The sequence below is a fragment of the Campylobacter sp. CH278 genome (assembly GCF_004378845.1).
Lineage (GTDB): Bacteria > Campylobacterota > Campylobacteria > Campylobacterales > Campylobacteraceae > Campylobacter_D > Campylobacter_D jejuni.
On sequence record NZ_RYXZ01000001.1, the window covers coordinates 131574 to 146630 of the forward strand.

The 15057-nt window shown below is 31.9% G+C and carries 17 protein-coding genes; 15 read left to right on the forward strand and 2 right to left on the reverse strand.

The window, feature by feature from the left end; all coding sequences use genetic code 11:
* Positions 1-77: 77 nt before the first annotated feature.
* The 12 genes from ELQ04_RS00665 (at position 78) to argS (ending at position 11468) form a co-directional block, all read left to right on the forward strand.
* Positions 78-581, forward strand: coding sequence for a ubiquinol-cytochrome c reductase iron-sulfur subunit (locus ELQ04_RS00665; RefSeq protein ID WP_044778023.1), 504 nt, complete (start codon positions 78-80; stop codon positions 579-581).
* 1 nt (position 582) lies between these two features.
* The gene (locus ELQ04_RS00670) at positions 583-1833 is read left to right on the forward strand and encodes a cytochrome bc complex cytochrome b subunit (protein ID WP_002866196.1); all 1251 of its coding nucleotides are present in this window, start codon (positions 583-585) and stop codon (positions 1831-1833) included.
* A complete protein-coding gene (locus ELQ04_RS00675; RefSeq protein WP_002852693.1) occupies positions 1830-2954 on the forward strand; it encodes a cytochrome c1 in 1125 nt (374 codons plus the stop codon). Before ELQ04_RS00670 ends, ELQ04_RS00675 begins: the two co-directional genes overlap by 4 nt.
* A gap of 127 nt (positions 2955-3081) precedes the next feature.
* Positions 3082-4245, forward strand: coding sequence for a cyclopropane-fatty-acyl-phospholipid synthase family protein (locus tag ELQ04_RS00680; RefSeq protein ID WP_002937268.1), 1164 nt, complete (start codon positions 3082-3084; stop codon positions 4243-4245).
* Between the two features lie 115 nt (positions 4246-4360).
* Positions 4361-5152 carry a 30S ribosomal protein S2 gene (gene rpsB, locus ELQ04_RS00685; RefSeq protein WP_002853455.1) on the forward strand — a complete coding sequence of 264 codons (792 nt, stop codon included), beginning with the start codon at positions 4361-4363 and terminating at the stop codon, positions 5150-5152.
* Positions 5152-6225: a translation elongation factor Ts gene (gene tsf, locus ELQ04_RS00690; RefSeq protein ID WP_002937270.1), complete on the forward strand. Its 1074-nt coding sequence runs from the start codon at positions 5152-5154 to the stop codon at positions 6223-6225. The genes rpsB and tsf overlap by 1 nt, the downstream gene beginning before the upstream one ends.
* A gap of 12 nt (positions 6226-6237) precedes the next feature.
* The gene (locus ELQ04_RS00695; RefSeq protein WP_002852807.1) at positions 6238-6873 is read left to right on the forward strand and encodes an ABC transporter ATP-binding protein; all 636 of its coding nucleotides are present in this window, start codon (positions 6238-6240) and stop codon (positions 6871-6873) included.
* Positions 6860-7627 (forward strand): flagellar biosynthetic protein FliR, encoded by a 768-nt coding sequence (gene fliR, locus ELQ04_RS00700; RefSeq protein ID WP_002855878.1) that lies wholly within the window; start codon positions 6860-6862, stop codon positions 7625-7627. Before ELQ04_RS00695 ends, fliR begins: the two co-directional genes overlap by 14 nt.
* A gap of 56 nt (positions 7628-7683) precedes the next feature.
* Positions 7684-9003 (forward strand): hypothetical protein, encoded by a 1320-nt coding sequence (locus ELQ04_RS00705; RefSeq protein ID WP_002937273.1) that lies wholly within the window; start codon positions 7684-7686, stop codon positions 9001-9003.
* Complete coding sequence (gmk, locus tag ELQ04_RS00710) at positions 9000-9623, forward strand: guanylate kinase (RefSeq protein ID WP_079264660.1); 624 nt, start codon at positions 9000-9002, stop codon at positions 9621-9623. Before ELQ04_RS00705 ends, gmk begins: the two co-directional genes overlap by 4 nt.
* Position 9624: 1 nt before the next feature.
* Positions 9625-9864 carry a twin-arginine translocase TatA/TatE family subunit gene (locus ELQ04_RS00715; RefSeq protein ID WP_002852866.1) on the forward strand — a complete coding sequence of 80 codons (240 nt, stop codon included), beginning with the start codon at positions 9625-9627 and terminating at the stop codon, positions 9862-9864.
* Between the two features lie 11 nt (positions 9865-9875).
* Positions 9876-11468: an arginine--tRNA ligase gene (argS, locus tag ELQ04_RS00720; RefSeq protein WP_002937275.1), complete on the forward strand. Its 1593-nt coding sequence runs from the start codon at positions 9876-9878 to the stop codon at positions 11466-11468.
* A 17-nt stretch (positions 11469-11485) separates the two neighbouring features.
* On the opposite strand, the gene ELQ04_RS00725 is transcribed toward argS, so the two are convergent.
* Both ELQ04_RS00725 and ELQ04_RS00730 read right to left on the reverse strand, forming a co-directional pair.
* Positions 11486-11794: a multidrug efflux SMR transporter gene (locus ELQ04_RS00725; protein ID WP_002780599.1), complete on the reverse strand. Its 309-nt coding sequence runs from the start codon at positions 11792-11794 to the stop codon at positions 11486-11488.
* Complete coding sequence (locus ELQ04_RS00730; RefSeq protein WP_057100441.1) at positions 11794-12135, reverse strand: multidrug efflux SMR transporter; 342 nt, start codon at positions 12133-12135, stop codon at positions 11794-11796. The genes ELQ04_RS00725 and ELQ04_RS00730 overlap by 1 nt, the downstream gene beginning before the upstream one ends.
* A gap of 108 nt (positions 12136-12243) precedes the next feature.
* On the opposite strand from ELQ04_RS00730, the gene ELQ04_RS00735 reads away from it, so the two are divergent.
* The 3 genes from ELQ04_RS00735 to ELQ04_RS00745 all read left to right on the forward strand — a co-directional run bounded on the left by ELQ04_RS00735 (position 12244) and on the right by ELQ04_RS00745 (position 15052).
* A complete protein-coding gene (locus ELQ04_RS00735; RefSeq protein ID WP_002780603.1) occupies positions 12244-12951 on the forward strand; it encodes a YebC/PmpR family DNA-binding transcriptional regulator in 708 nt (235 codons plus the stop codon).
* A 9-nt stretch (positions 12952-12960) separates the two neighbouring features.
* Complete coding sequence (locus ELQ04_RS00740; protein ID WP_002869004.1) at positions 12961-13443, forward strand: peptidylprolyl isomerase; 483 nt, start codon at positions 12961-12963, stop codon at positions 13441-13443.
* Between the two features lie 163 nt (positions 13444-13606).
* Entirely contained in the window at positions 13607-15052 is a 1446-nt protein-coding gene (locus ELQ04_RS00745; protein WP_134224416.1) for a DUF3373 family protein, read from the forward strand.
* Positions 15053-15057 lie beyond the last annotated feature (5 nt).

The window sequence follows — 15057 nt, forward strand, 5'->3', positions numbered from 1 at the left end:
GTTAAACAAAGAAAAAATTTATTTTAATTTCGATAAACTTTTAACTTGGTTAAAAAATAAAATCGAAAGGACAAGTTATGGCTACATCTGAGAGTAGACGAAGCTTTATGGGTTTTGCATTTGGAAGCGTAACTGCTGTAGGTGGTGTTTTCTCGCTTGTTGCGATGAAAAAAACTTGGGACCCGCTTCCAAGTGTTAAAGCTGCAGGTTTTACTACAGTGGATTTATCAGGAATGCAAGATGGAGAGCTTAGAACTATAGAATGGCGTAAAAAGCCTATTTTTATATTAAAAAAAGATGCGAGTATGCCAAAAGATGCAAAACGCGATGTTGTGGTAGATAACGCAGCTTATACTGTGGTTATAGGACTTTGTACGCATTTAGGTTGTATACCTGCTTACCAACCAAGTGAGCAATTGTTTAAATGTGCCTGTCATGGTGGAGAATTTGATACAAGTGGAAAAAATGTTTTTGGACCTCCTCCAAAGCCTCTTGAAATTCCTCCTTTTAAAATTGATGGAACCAAACTTGTTTTAGGCGAAGAGGGTCCTGAATATAAAAAAATGATAGCGGAGGCTTAAGATGGCGCAAATTAGAAAAGCTAATGGCCTTGTAGATTGGCTTGATCAAAGACTTGCAGTGCATAAACTGCTTGATGTTTTAATGGTAAAGTATTGGATACCAAAGCAAATTAACTTTCTTTGGGCAATGGGGGTTATTTTAACCACTCTTTTTGCAGTGCTTTTTATTACAGGACTTTTACTTGTGATGTATTATAAACCAGATACTGCGCTTGCTTTTGATAGTGTGAATAAGACTATTATGCAAGAGGTGGATTATGGATGGCTTTGGCGTCACATGCATGGTGTTGCCGCTTCTGTTGTATTTTTGATTATATACATACATATGCTAACAGGAATTTATTACGGTTCTTATAAAAAAGGTCGTGAGATGATTTGGGTTAGCGGTATGCTTTTGTTTGTTGTATTTTCTGCTGAAGCTTTTAGTGGGTATATGCTTCCTTGGGGACAAATGAGTTATTGGGCAGCTCAAGTAATCACTAATCTTTTTGGAGGGATACCATTTATTGGCCCTGAGCTTGTGATTTGGATTCGTGGGGATTATGCGGTTTCTGATCCAACTTTAACAAGATTTTTTATGCTTCATGTGTGCTTGCTTCCTATAGTTATCATTGCTATTATAGCATTTCACTTCTATTCTTTAAGAATTCCTCATGTTAATAATGAAATTTCTGAAGAACTTGACTTTGATTTAGAGGCTGAAAAATACATGGCAGGTGACACAAAGGGTTCTAAAGTGATTCCTTTTTGGCCAGGATTTTTATCAAAAGATTTTATGTATATAAGCTTTTTTATGATTTTCTTCTTTTATTTGGTCTGTTTTAAATTTGAATTTGCAATGGATCCAATTAATTTTGATCCAGCTAATGCGCTTAAAACACCAGCTCATATTTATCCTGAGTGGTATTTCTTATGGAGTTATGAAGTTTTAAGAGGATTTTTCTTTGATATTGCAGGTATTAAAGCTTTTGATATAGGTTTGGCTGCATTTGGTATTGCTCAAGTGATTTTCTTCTTGCTTCCTTGGCTTGATAGAAGTGATGTTGTAAAACCAGCTCATGAAAGACCTTTATTTTTCATTTGGTTTTGGATATTGCTTATTGATTTAATTGTTTTAACAGTTTATGGAAAATTACCTCCAACAGGTGTAAATGCTTGGGTAGGATTTTACGCTTCTATAGTATTTTTGCTTTTACTTATTGTAGTTTTACCGGTTATTACTATTATGGAGAGAAAAGGAGCTAAACAATGAGAGAAATAAAAATATTTTTAGTTGTAGTAGTTTTTACTGCACTTGTATATTGGGGGGTAGAGCCTTATGCTCATTCAGTGATGAAGCCTCATGTTGCTCCTGCAAATTTTGATTTTGCTGTTGAAGATACTACTTTTGCAAAAGGTATAGTTGAAGCTAAAGAATTAGCTCTAAAAGATGCACAAGCTTCAGGAGATGCTAAAAGAATAGAGAGTGCAAACAAAGAACTTGAAAAAGCAAAAGAAGAATTAAGCAAGGTTGAAACACTTTGGGCAGATGTTGCAAAGATCGATTTTGCTAAGGGTGATGCAAAAAAAGGTAAAGAATTTTTTGAAAATAACTGTTTTGCATGTCATGGTGTAAAAGAAGATGGAATAGCAGCTAATATTACTGATTCTTCTATGGGAGTAATACCGCCTGATCTTAGTGCAGCTGGTGCTATTTTTGATGAAAAATTTTTAGCAGCTTTGATTATGCATCCTGCGCTTGCTTTAAAAGTAGATCATAAATTTGGTGATGCTTTTATTATGACAGCTTACAATAAAGATACTTCAGGAGAAAGTGAAGAAGCTACAAATGCAAATATAGCCAATGTAATTGCTTATCTTAAAGATGTGAGTGTTAAATTTGAAGCCAATGAAGATGCTACTATTAAGAAAGATGTTGAGGCAAAATATGCTAAAATGGAAAATAGTGCTCAAAAAGCGGCTTTAATGGAAAAAGATATAAAATTTGCTAAAGATAAAGCAACTTTTATTGAGGCTTGCGGACGTTGTCATGATATGAAATACGATAGCTTTTTTACTCCATCAAATCAAAATGATTTAAAAACTTATTTAGGTTCTGTTCCGCCTGATCTTTCTATGATGATAAGATCTCGTGGTGAGCAATATTTACATGATTTTATCAATAACACTCAAAAACTTCTTCCAGGAACCGCTATGCCAAGAGTAGGTTTAACAGAAGCTGCACAGGCTAAGGTTGTATCTTATATTGATCAAGTGGGTGATAGCAAAAAAGAAGAAAGAAAAACTACAGGAATTTATGTAATGATATTCTTTGTAATTTTAAGTATTTTTGCTATAGGTTGGAAGCGTTCTGTTTGGTCTAAATTACATTAATATTACATTTTTTGCCATTATTTAATGATAATGGCAAAAATCTTATTTTTTCTTCATTTTTATTAATTTTTAATATTTAAAGAGAGATACTTCAAAATATAATTATTTTAGAATTTAGGAGTATTTTATGTTAGAAAAAACTTTAATCAAATCTATTTTAAAAAAATGGGATTATGGGGATTTTAGAGTTATTTTTTGGGATAAAGAAGAATTTTTTATCGGAAACAAACCTGCTAAATTTTCTTTAGTTTTTAAAGAAAAAATTCCTTTTTTGGAGTTATTTGGTGATACAAGTTTGGTTTTTGCAAGACATTATATGCAGGCAAAACTTGACATAGAGGGCGATTATGATGAAATGGCTAGGGTATTATATTATTTTTCTAATCAGCAATTTTTTAAAACCAAAAAAGATGTATTGAGTAAAATAACTCAAAAGCAAGAAAGTAAAAATATCAAAAGTCATTATGATATAGGTAATGATTTTTATAAGCTTTGGCTTGATGATACTATGAGCTATTCTTGCGCTTATTTTAAAGAGCCTAACAATACTCTTTATGAAGCTCAAATTAATAAAATAGAACATACCCTTAAAAAACTTGATTTAAAAGAAGGAGAAAAGCTTTTAGATATAGGTTGTGGTTGGGGTTGGCTTTCTATTATGGCGGCTCAAAAGTATGGAGTTAAGGTTGTTGGAATTACTATTTCAGAGGAGCAGTGTAAAAAAGCTAAGGAAAGAGTAAAAGAACTTGATCTTGAAGATAAAATAGAAATAAGACTTCAAAATTATCAAGATTTAGAATTTGAAAATTATTTTGATAAAGTTGTTTCTGTGGGTATGTTTGAACATGTAGGTAAAGAGAATTTAGGACTTTATTTCATGAAAGTAAAACAAGTGTTAAAACCTGGAGGTTCTATGCTTTTACATTCTATTTTAGCCATGTTTGAAGGAAAAACAAATGCTTGGATAGATAAATATATTTTTCCAGGAGGATATTTACCTTCTTTAAGAGAGGTTGTAAGTGCTATGAGCGAGTGGGATTTTCATCTTCTTTTAGCAGAAAGTTTAAGAATGCACTATGCAAAAACTTTAGATTTATGGGATGAAAATTTTAACAAAGTATTAGACAAGGTAAGGGAAAAATATGATGAAGAATTTATAAGAATGTGGGATTTGTACCTTCGTTCTTGTGCCTCTGCTTTTCGTGTTGGAAGCGTGGATTTGTTTCAATTTTTAATCACAAAAGAAATCAATAATAATCTAAGCCTTACCAAGGACTACATATATAAGTAAAAACTAAACTTAAATTTGATAAAATCTTAGCTTCATTTCACACACATCAATCCTTTTTAGCTTGTGTAAATTAAGGGATGTGGAGGAATAAAGCTAAATTTATAAGGAGAAACTCATGGTTAGTATGAGAGATTTATTAGAATGCGGTGTGCATTTTGGACACCAAACAAGACGCTGGAATCCAAAGATGAAAAAATTCATTTTTGGCGAGAGAAAAGGTATTTATGTAATTGATTTACAAAAAACTTTAAGATATTTTAGATATACCTATAATATCGTTCGTGACGCTGCTGCCGAAGGAAAAACTATACTTTTTGTTGGGACAAAAAAACAAGCAGGTGGAGCGATTAAAGAATACGCTGAAAAATGCGGTATGCCTTATGTAAATCATAGATGGCTTGGCGGTATGATGACAAATTTTGGTACTATTCGCCAATCAATTAGAAAATTAGAAGTAATTGAAAAAATGGAAGAAGATGGAAGTATTAAACTTTTAACTAAAAAAGAAGCTTTAATGCTTACAAGAAAAAAAGAAAAATTATTAGCTTATTTAGGTGGAATTCGTTATATGAAAACTCAACCTGATATGATTTTTGTTATTGACACAGTAAAAGAAAAAATTGCTGTTCAAGAAGCAAATAGATTAAGAATTCCTGTTGTAGCTCCACTAGATACAAACTGCGATCCTGACTTGGTAACTTATCCTATTCCAGGAAATGATGATGCAATTCGTTCAGTGCAACTTTTCTGCCAAGAAATGGCTGAAGCGATTAATGAAGGAAAAGCTTTAAGAGAACAAGATGGCGAAGCTTTAGCAAATGAAGAAAAAGAAATCACCGATGAAGAGAAAAAAGAAGTTTTAGATGAAGCGATGAGCGAAGAAGACTTCGGTGAGGAGCAAGAATAATGGCTGAAATTACTGCTGCAATGGTGAAAGAACTCCGCGAAAGTACAGGCGCGGGGATGATGGATTGTAAAAATGCTTTGAGTGAAACTAATGGAGATTTTGATAAAGCAGTACAACTTTTAAGAGAAAAAGGTTTAGGTAAGGCTGCTAAAAAAGCAGATAGACTTGCTGCAGAAGGTTTAGTAAGTGTAAAAGTAAGTGATGATTTTACAAGTGCAACTGTAAGTGAGATTAATTCCGAAACAGATTTTGTGGCAAAAAATGATCAGTTTATCGCTTTAACAAAAGATACTACAGCTCATATTCAAAGCAATAGCTTGCAAAGTGTGGAAGAACTTCATTCAAGCACAATCAATGGTGTAAAATTTGAAGAATATTTAAAAAGTCAAATTGCAACTATAGGAGAAAACTTAGTTGTAAGAAGATTTGCAACTTTAAAAGCAGGTGTTAATGGCGTTGTAAATGGTTATATCCATACAAATGGCCGTGTTGGTGTTGTGATTGCTGCAGCTTGCGATAGCGCTGAAGTGGCTTCAAAATCAAGAGATTTGTTAAGACAAATTTGTATGCATATTGCAGCAATGAGACCAAGTTATTTAAGTTATGAAGATTTGGATATGACTTTTGTTGAAAATGAATACAAAGCTTTGGTTGCTGAACTTGAAAAAGAAAATGAAGAAAGACGCAGACTTAAAGATCCAAATAAACCTGAACATAAAATTCCTCAATTTGCAAGTCGCAAACAATTAAGCGATGCAATTTTAAAAGAAGCTGAAGAAAAAATCAAAGAAGAGCTTAAAGCTCAAGGTAAACCTGAAAAAATTTGGGACAATATTATCCCGGGTAAAATGAATAGTTTTATAGCTGATAATTCTCAACTCGATAGCAAACTTACTTTAATGGGTCAGTTTTATGTAATGGATGATAAAAAAACTGTAGAACAAGTGATCGCTGAAAAAGAAAAAGAATTTGGCGGAAAAATTAAAATTGTTGAATTTATTTGCTTTGAAGTTGGCGAAGGTTTAGAAAAGAAAACTGAAGATTTTGCGGCTGAAGTTGCTGCACAACTTTAAAAATGGTTAAAAATGGAACTCTTAAGAGCGGAAAATTTAAGCCATAGTTTTGATTATCCGCTTTTTGAGGGTTTAAATCTTACTTTAAATACCAAAGATTGCATTGCTATTCAAGGGAGTAGCGGTTGTGGTAAATCTACTCTTTTGCATATACTTTCTTCTTTATTGATTCCAAAAAAAGGTGAAGTTTTTTTTAAAGGTTCTAGTCTTTATCAGATAGATGAAAACGAAAGATTAAAAATTCGCCGTTATGATTTTGGTATTATTTTTCAGACACATTATCTTTTTAAAGGTTTTTCAGCTTTAGAAAATATCGAACTTGCTAGTGTTTTATCGGGTCAAGATTTAGATGAGAAAATTTTAAAAAGGTTAGGTATTGATACGCTTTTACATCAAAAAATAGGAAAGCTTAGCGGCGGACAACAACAGCGTGTGAGTATCGCACGTGTGCTTTGTAAAAAACCAAAGATTATTTTTGCTGATGAAGCAACTGGAAATTTGGATTTTGATAATGCTAAAAATGTTATCGAGCTTTTAATTTCCTATGTTAAAGAAAATGATGCAGCTTTATTTTTTGTAACTCACGATAGCAAGCTTGCAAGTTTTTGTGATAAAACTTATACTATAAACGCTAATGGAATTTGTTAATTATTTAGGCGATAAAAATGTTGTAACTTTTATGTTGCTTCTTGCTAGAATGAGTGGTCTTATAGTTTTTTTTCCTTTTTTTTCACATAATTCTATTCCTATGGTGATAAAAAGTACTATAGTTTTATTTTTGACTATGTATTTATATCCTTTGGCTAGATTAGAATCTTTGCATTTAGATAGTTTTTTTGTTTTACAGCTTATTAGTGAAGTGATTTTTGGAATGATAGCAGGATTAATGCTTCAAATTATTTTTGCTATTATTATGATGGCAGGTGAGCAGATTGCTTTTACTATGGGATTTACTATGGCAAGTATATTAGATCCAAGTTCTGGAACGAGCATGCCTATCACATCTCAAATTTTAAATTTACTTGCTTTGATGTTTTTTCTTGCTTTTGATGGTCATCATTTAATGCTTTTGTTTTTAAGTCATTCTTTAGGTTATATTAGCTTAGGTGGATTTTATCCGCATGAGAATTTAATGCATTATTTAAATATGGGTATGTTTAATATTTTCATCATAGGTTTTACTATGAGCTTTCCTATACTTGGAATTTCACTTTTAGCCGATGTTATTTTTGGACTTTTGATGAAAACAATGCCACAATTTAATCTTTTAGTTATTGGTTATCCTATAAAGATAGCCCTAGGTTTTGTAGTTTTGATCGCTATTTTATTAGTTATGATGCAATATTTTAAAAATTTAATTTTAGAACTTTTTACTCATATGCAAACTCTTTTTTTCTCCTAAGGAAAGGATAAATGAAATTATCGTAAAATAGCGATTATTTTTTAAGGATTAAAGTGATGAAAATTTTACTTTTAAATGAAAACCCTGTAGTTTCAAGACTTGTAAGCCTTAGTGCTAAAAAAATGTCTTATGATTTTGAAGAACTTAATGCTTATAGTGAAAATTTGGGTAATTATGATGTGATTGTTGTAGATAGCGATACTCCAGCACCTTTAAAAATTCTTAAAGAAAAATGTGATAGATTGATTTTTTTAGCTCCGCGAAACCAAAATGTAGAAGATATAGATGCGCAAATTTTACAAAAACCTTTTTTACCTACAGATTTTTTAAATTTACTGAATAATAAAGATATAAACAAACATACGCCTATTGATTTGCCAATGTTAAGCAATGATGAAAATCCTTATGCTGATATAAGCTTGGATTTAGATAATTTAAATTTAGATGATTTACCTGATGAAAATTCTTTAGATATAAATTCAGATGGAATGGAAGATTTGAGTTTTGATGATGATGCGCAAGATGATAATGCAAACGAAACTTTAGAAACTCAAAATTTAGAAGATGAAAATTTAGAACAAGAAGCAACTAAAGAACAGACTCAAGAAGACATTCAAACTGATTTAGATTTAACTTTAGAAGATGGCGAAAGCGAAAAAGAAGACTTAAGCCAAGAACATACAGCTTTGGATACTGAGCTTAGTTTAGATGAGCTAGATGATAAAAATGATGAAGATTTAGAAGATAATAAAGAATTACAAGCTAATATAAGCGACTTTGATGATCTTCCTGTGGTTGAAGAGCAAGAAAAAGAAATGGATTTTGATGATCTTCCTGAGGATGCTGAATTTTTAGGTCAGGCAAAAGATAATGAAGAATCAGAGGAAGTTTTAGAGGAGTTTGTTCCTGTTGTGGAAGAAGATGTTCAAGATGAAATGGATGATTTTACTTCAAATTTGAGTACTCAAGATCAAATCAAAGAAGAACTAGCTCAACTTGATGAGCTTGATTATGGTATTGATAGTGACAATAGTAGCAAGGTTTTAGAAGATTTTAAAGATGAACCAATTTTAGACGATAAAGAATTAGGAACAAATGAAGAGGAAGTGGTTGTGCCAAATTTAAATATAAGTGATTTTGATGCATTGAAAGAAAGTGATATACAAGAAGCTCTTGGAGAGGAAATCTTAGAAAAAAATGAAGAGCCTATAGTAAGTGATGCAACTAAAGATGATAATAGCGAAGAGATAGTTAATGAGCTTAGCCAAAGCATAGCAGGAGCGATCACTTCAAGTATTAAAGATGATACCTTAAAAGCTGCTCTTAAGGGTATGAATATGAATATAAATATAAACATTAGTTTTAAAGAGGATTGAAATTGCAAGGTTTTGTTTTGTTGATTTCAGGTCCTAGTGGTGCTGGAAAATCAACTCTTTTAAAAAAACTTTTTGATGAATTTGAAGATGAGCTTTATTTTTCTATTTCTTCAACAACTCGCAAACCAAGAGAGGGTGAAAAAAATGGAATACATTATCATTTTATATCCCATGAAGAATTTCAAAAAGGTATAGATAGTGATCATTTTTTAGAATGGGCTAGAGTGCATGAAAATTTTTATGGTACTTCTTTAAAGCACACTCAAAATGCTTTAGATAATGGAAAAATAGTTGTTTTTGATATTGATGTGCAAGGATTTAGAATAGCCAGAAAAAAAATGGCTGATAAGATTGTTTCTGTTTTTATTACTACAAAAAATAAAGATGAGTTAAAAAAAAGACTTATTAAGCGAAATGCTGATACAATAATACAACTAGAAAAAAGATTACAAAACGCTAGTGATGAAATGAAAGAGCTTAGCGAGTATGATTATCTTATCATTAACGATGAGTTAAAGCAAAGTTATGAAGCATTGCGAGCGATTTTAATCGCCCATAAATTTAGAACCAAAGGGCAGAATCTAGGACAAATTCAGAATATTTGGAATGAAGGAGAATAAAATGGGTGGTTGGTCAAGTCCAAGTCATTGGTTGATTATTTTATTGATTGTTGTATTGCTTTTTGGAGCAAAAAAAATTCCAGAACTTGCAAAGGGTTTAGGCAAAGGTATTAAAACTTTTAAAGACGAAATGAATAATGATGATGAAGTAGCAAAAAATACTCAAAAAATAGAAGAAAACAAAAACACAACTAATAATACAAATGCTGATGCAAGTATAGACGAAACAAAAAAAGCTTAAGGTTTAGTCTTTTGAAAAGTATTATTTTTAATGAAATTAAAAAGATTTTAGAGTGTGATTTTGCGCTTGAAAATCCAAAGGATAAAAATTTAGCACATTTTGCTACCCCTTTGGCTTTTTCACTGGCTAAGGAATTAAAAAAATCCCCTATGTTGATCGCTAGCGACTTAGCGAGCAAATTTCAAAATCATGATTGTTTTGAATCAGTTGAAGCTGTGAATGGGTATTTAAATTTTAGAATTTCCAAAACTTTTTTAAATGAACTTGCAAATCAGGCTCTAGCAAATCCAAATGATTTTACCAAAGGAGAAAAAAAACAAGAAAGTTTTTTGCTTGAATATGTGAGCGCAAATCCTACTGGGCCTTTACACATAGGACATGCAAGAGGCGCTGTTTTTGGAGACACCTTAACAAGACTTGCAAGACATTTGGGTTATAAATTTGATACAGAATACTATGTCAATGATGCGGGTAATCAAATTTATTTACTAGGGCTTTCTATTTTACTAAGCGTGAAAGAAAATATACTTCATGAAAATGTTGAATATCCAGAGCAATATTACAAAGGCGAGTATATAGCAGATTTAGCAAAAGAAGCTTTTGAAAAATTTGGTAAAGAATTTTTTAGCCAAGAAAATATCCCTAGTTTGGCTGATTGGGCAAAAGATAAAATGCTTGTTTTGATTAAACAAAATTTAGAACAAGCAAAGATTAAAATAGACAGCTATGTAAGCGAAAGATCATATTATGATGCTTTAAGTGCAACTTTAGAATCTTTAAAAGAACATAAAGGAATTTACGAGCAAGAAGGCAAAATTTGGCTTGCTTCTTCGCAAAAAGGCGATGAAAAAGATCGTGTAATTATCCGTGAAGATGGACGCGGGACTTATTTGGCAGCAGATATTGTTTATCATAAAGATAAAATGAGTCGTGGTTATGGAAAGTGTATTAATATCTGGGGGGCAGATCATCATGGTTATATCCCTAGAATGAAAGCTGCGATGGAGTTTTTGGGATTTGACTCTAATAATCTTGAGATTATTTTAGCACAAATGGTTTCCTTGCTTAAAGATGGAGAGCCTTATAAAATGAGTAAAAGAGCAGGAAATTTTATCTTGATGAGCGATGTAGTTGATGAGATAGGAAGTGATGCTTTACGTTATATCTTTTTGAGTAAAAAGTGTGATACTCATTTGGAATTTGATATTAGTGATTTGCAAAAAGAAGATAGCTCTAATCCTGTGTATTATATCAACTATGCACACGCTAGAATTCATCAAGTGTTTGCTAAAGCTGGTAAAAAAACCGATGATGTAATGAAGGCTGATTTGCAAAGTTTAAATCAAGATGGCGTAAATTTGCTTTTTGAAGCTTTGAATTTAAAGGCTATTTTAAACGATGCTTTTGAGGCTAGAGCTTTGCAAAAAATTCCTGATTATCTTAAAAATTTAGCTGCAAATTTTCATAAATTCTATAATGAAAATAAAGTTGTAGGCTCTGCAAATGAAAATGATTTGCTTAAATTATTTTCTTTGGTTGCTCTTAGTATTAAAACTGCATTTTCTTTAATGGGTATTGAAGCGAAAAACAAAATGGAACATTAAAACAGCATTTTGCTGTTTTAATAATTTAGCAAAAATACTGCTATTATTACGATAATGATACCTAAAATTCCTATTTTGTTTAATTTTTCTTTATATAAAATCCATCCACCAAGACAAGTTCCTATGATGCCTATAGCACCCCAAGTTGAGTAAGCTATACTTAAAGGAACATATTTTAAAGAAAAAGAAAGTAGAAAAAAAGCAAGTATAGCATTGACAATCGCAGCCAAGCCCCAAATTTTATGCTTAAAACCATCTGATTTTTTTAGTAATAAATTTGCTACGATATCTAACAATGCCGATAGAACAATGATAAAAATATACATTATTCTTTAACCTCGCCTATATTAATCATGATAATTCCAACGATAGAAAGAATAATGCCTAGAATTTGAGTTAAGGTTAAACTCTCTTTAAAAACTATAAAAGAAACTAAAAGTATAAGAATAATCCCTAAAAGTTCCCATACAGCATAGGCTATACCTACTTGAATTTTTTTAATCGCCTTGCCCATAAAAAAATAAGAAAAAGCTATAAATAAAGCCATAAATATATAGCCTAAAATTTGATTTTCCATTTTTAAAAAACTAGTACCTAAAACTTCAAATACAATAGCAGTAATCAAGAAAAACCAAGCAACAAAAAGTTCTTTTTTTGCGATATTCAAAAAGCTTCTCCCCAAAAATAAATGGTAAAATCATACCATTTAAAGCTTTAATTAGCCTTTTTAGTTTATACTTTTAAGTTTAAAAATCTTTAAAGAAAGTGAGAATTTATGGGACGAGCGTTTGAATACCGAAGAGCTTCTAAAGAGGCTAGATGGGATAAAATGAGTAAGCTTTTTCCTAAGCTTGCTAAAGCCATACAAGTAGCCGCTAAAGAAGGTGGCACCGATCCTGATATGAATCCAAAATTAAGAAGTGCTATAGCTACAGCAAAAGCAAATAATATGCCAAAAGATAATATAGATGCGGCTATTAAGCGTGCGAGCGGAAAAGATAGCGCAGATATTAAAAACATTCATTATGAAGGAAAAGCTGCACATGGAGCTTTGGTTATAGTTGAATGTATGAGCGATAACCCTACACGCACCGTGGCTAATGTAAAAGCTATTTTTAGCAAAAATGGTGGAGAAGTTTTACAAAATGGATCTTTAGGCTTTATGTTTACTAGAAAAGCGGTTTTTCATCTTGAAAAATTTGCAGGAGATTTAGAAGAATTAGAACTTGATTTGATTGATGCAGGACTTGAAGAATTAGAACAAAATGAAGAAGAGTTAGTAATTAGCGGTGATTATACTGCCTTTGGTGAGCTAAGTTCTGCTATAGAAGCTAAGGGTTTAGTTCTTAAAAAAGCAGGGCTTGAGTATATACCAAACAATCCTGTAAGCTTTAGCGAAGAACAGCTTAGCGATATAGAAAAACTTTTAGATAAGTTAGAAGACGATGATGATGTTCAAGCTGTTTATACAAATATAGATTAAGGAGAAATAATGATAAAGACAATTGACACAAGCAAAGTAAACGAATACAAATTTGCTCTTATAGAAACTGAAAAAGGCACAATGAAACTAAAACTTTTTGGCGATGAGGCTCCACAAACGGTTTGTAATTTTGCTACTTTGGCTAATGAAGGGTTTTATAAAGATTTAAATTTTCATCGTGTGATCCCAAATTTTGTCATACAAGGAGGTTGTCCGCACGGCAATGGCATAGGTGGGCCTGGATATGAAATCATTTGCGAATGTGATGATCAAGAACATAAGCATGAGCGTGGAACCTTATCTATGGCACACGCAGGACGCGATACGGGTGGCTCTCAATTTTTTATTTGTCACAGCCCTCAAGCTCATTTGGATGGGGTTCATACTGTTTTTGGGCAAATTGATCCAAAAGATGAAGAAAGTTTAGAAGTTTTAGATTCTATACGCCAAGGAGATAAAATTTTAGACATCAAAATTTGCGATAAAATTTAAAAATTTAAAATTTTAAAACTTTTTTGAAACTACAATATTTACAAAGCTAGTCATAAGTTTGACTAGCTAAAAATGATTAATGTATAATTTTTTTTTAAACTTTTTTTTCTATAATCACAATTTTAATTTACTAAATGTAACAAAATTATAAGGAGTTATGATTATGAAAACTAAGTTTTCACTTATTTTAAGTGCTTGTCTTCTTTCATCTTCACTTTTTGCTAAAAATACAGATGATGAGATAACCAAGCTTCAAAAACAGCTTGCACAAATTCAAGCTGAACTTGCAGAAATCAGAAAAGAAAGGGAAGTTCAAGCTAAGCAAAATGAAGCTGTAAAAGCTGAACTTGCCGATCTTAATGATAGAGCCAATGAAACAGAATTTCAAGCTGCTTTGAGCAAGGTTAAATTTGGACTTGAGTTTTCAACAGCGGTTTCAAATACAAACTATAAAGTTAGCGGACAAGATTATAGTGCTAACAACAAATGGATGAATGAGCTTCATTTAAATATGAATGCTGATATTAATGATAAAACCAAATTCTATGGTCGTTTATCTATGGCTAAAAACTGGTCTCAAATGGGTTGGAGTGGAAGCCCTTATGACTTAGATTCAGGAAGAAACACAAGATCAAGTGGGCCTGTACTTTATGTAGATAGAGCTTATCTTGACTACTATATCACACCTGAGTGGATTGCAACCGTAGGAAGACAGCCAGGAACCGATGGTCCAGGAAGTAATCTTAGAAACAATGCTTTAAGACAATCAACTTATCCAGCCTTAGCAATCAACGCTTTAGGTGATGCAGCAGTGATCACTTATAAGCCTGAAAGTTTGCAAGATCATAAGGTAGCTATCCGTGCAGCTTATGGTAAAACTTATCAATGGGATGAAGAAGGTAAGGTAAGAGACTGGATGAGCGATCAAAAAGATGCTGATGCAAATCTTTACTATGCTGCAGTAGAAGGAGAGCTTCCTATAGAAGGTATGGGAGATAATTTAATATTATTTAATATTGCATATTTAAGTGATTTTGCTTTACCACTTAACAATGGTCCAATTGGTTTATCTAGTAATGGTGCTACTACTATTCTTGATGATGATGGTGTGGTAAATTTAGGAGATTTAACTATAGCAAATCTTCATTTTGAAAATTATAAAGCTTTTGGAACGAATTTTAATTATTTTCTATCTTTAGGTTATTCTCACGGGAACAACAATCAATTAAGCTCTACATTAAGTGGAATTCTTCAAAAACAAGGTTATGGTAATGGTAAATTTAATGAAGAGGACGGCTATGCTGTACATGTAGGCGGACGCTATGATTTTACCAAAGCTTTAAAAGTAGGATATGAGTTCTTCTGGGGAAGTAGATACTGGTATACTATGAGCCGTCCAAGTATCAACGATCCGCTTAATATAAGAATGACAAGAGGAACAGCACATGATTTTTATGTGATTTATCAACTTGATAGATATCAATTCTTACGCTTAAGTTATACTAATATCCAAAATATTTGGGGTAATCGTGGCTTACCATTTGGTGGAGCGAAAAAAGATAAAGCAAGAGCTGATAATATCATGTTAATGTATAATGTAAAATTCTAAGGAGC

Excerpts from the sequence above, each read along its gene's own strand:
- ELQ04_RS00680 (WP_002937268.1), top strand. The coding sequence starts at position 3,082 with ATGTTAGAAAAAACTTTAATCAAATCTATTTTAAAAAAATGGGATTAT.
- ELQ04_RS00705 (WP_002937273.1), top strand. The coding sequence starts at position 7,684 with ATGAAAATTTTACTTTTAAATGAAAACCCTGTAGTTTCAAGACTTGTA.
- rpsB (WP_002853455.1), top strand. The coding sequence starts at position 4,361 with ATGGTTAGTATGAGAGATTTATTAGAATGCGGTGTGCATTTTGGACAC.
- ELQ04_RS00725 (WP_002780599.1), bottom strand. The coding sequence starts at position 11,794 with ATGTATATTTTTATCATTGTTCTATCGGCATTGTTAGATATCGTAGCA.
- ELQ04_RS00675 (WP_002852693.1), top strand. The coding sequence starts at position 1,830 with ATGAGAGAAATAAAAATATTTTTAGTTGTAGTAGTTTTTACTGCACTT.
- ELQ04_RS00670 (WP_002866196.1), top strand. The coding sequence starts at position 583 with ATGGCGCAAATTAGAAAAGCTAATGGCCTTGTAGATTGGCTTGATCAA.
- tsf (WP_002937270.1), top strand. The coding sequence starts at position 5,152 with ATGGCTGAAATTACTGCTGCAATGGTGAAAGAACTCCGCGAAAGTACA.
- ELQ04_RS00735 (WP_002780603.1), top strand. The coding sequence starts at position 12,244 with ATGGGACGAGCGTTTGAATACCGAAGAGCTTCTAAAGAGGCTAGATGG.
- ELQ04_RS00740 (WP_002869004.1), top strand. The coding sequence starts at position 12,961 with ATGATAAAGACAATTGACACAAGCAAAGTAAACGAATACAAATTTGCT.
- fliR (WP_002855878.1), top strand. The coding sequence starts at position 6,860 with ATGGAATTTGTTAATTATTTAGGCGATAAAAATGTTGTAACTTTTATG.
- ELQ04_RS00665 (WP_044778023.1), top strand. The coding sequence starts at position 78 with ATGGCTACATCTGAGAGTAGACGAAGCTTTATGGGTTTTGCATTTGGA.
- ELQ04_RS00745 (WP_134224416.1), top strand. The coding sequence starts at position 13,607 with ATGAAAACTAAGTTTTCACTTATTTTAAGTGCTTGTCTTCTTTCATCT.
- ELQ04_RS00715 (WP_002852866.1), top strand. The coding sequence starts at position 9,625 with ATGGGTGGTTGGTCAAGTCCAAGTCATTGGTTGATTATTTTATTGATT.
- ELQ04_RS00695 (WP_002852807.1), top strand. The coding sequence starts at position 6,238 with ATGGAACTCTTAAGAGCGGAAAATTTAAGCCATAGTTTTGATTATCCG.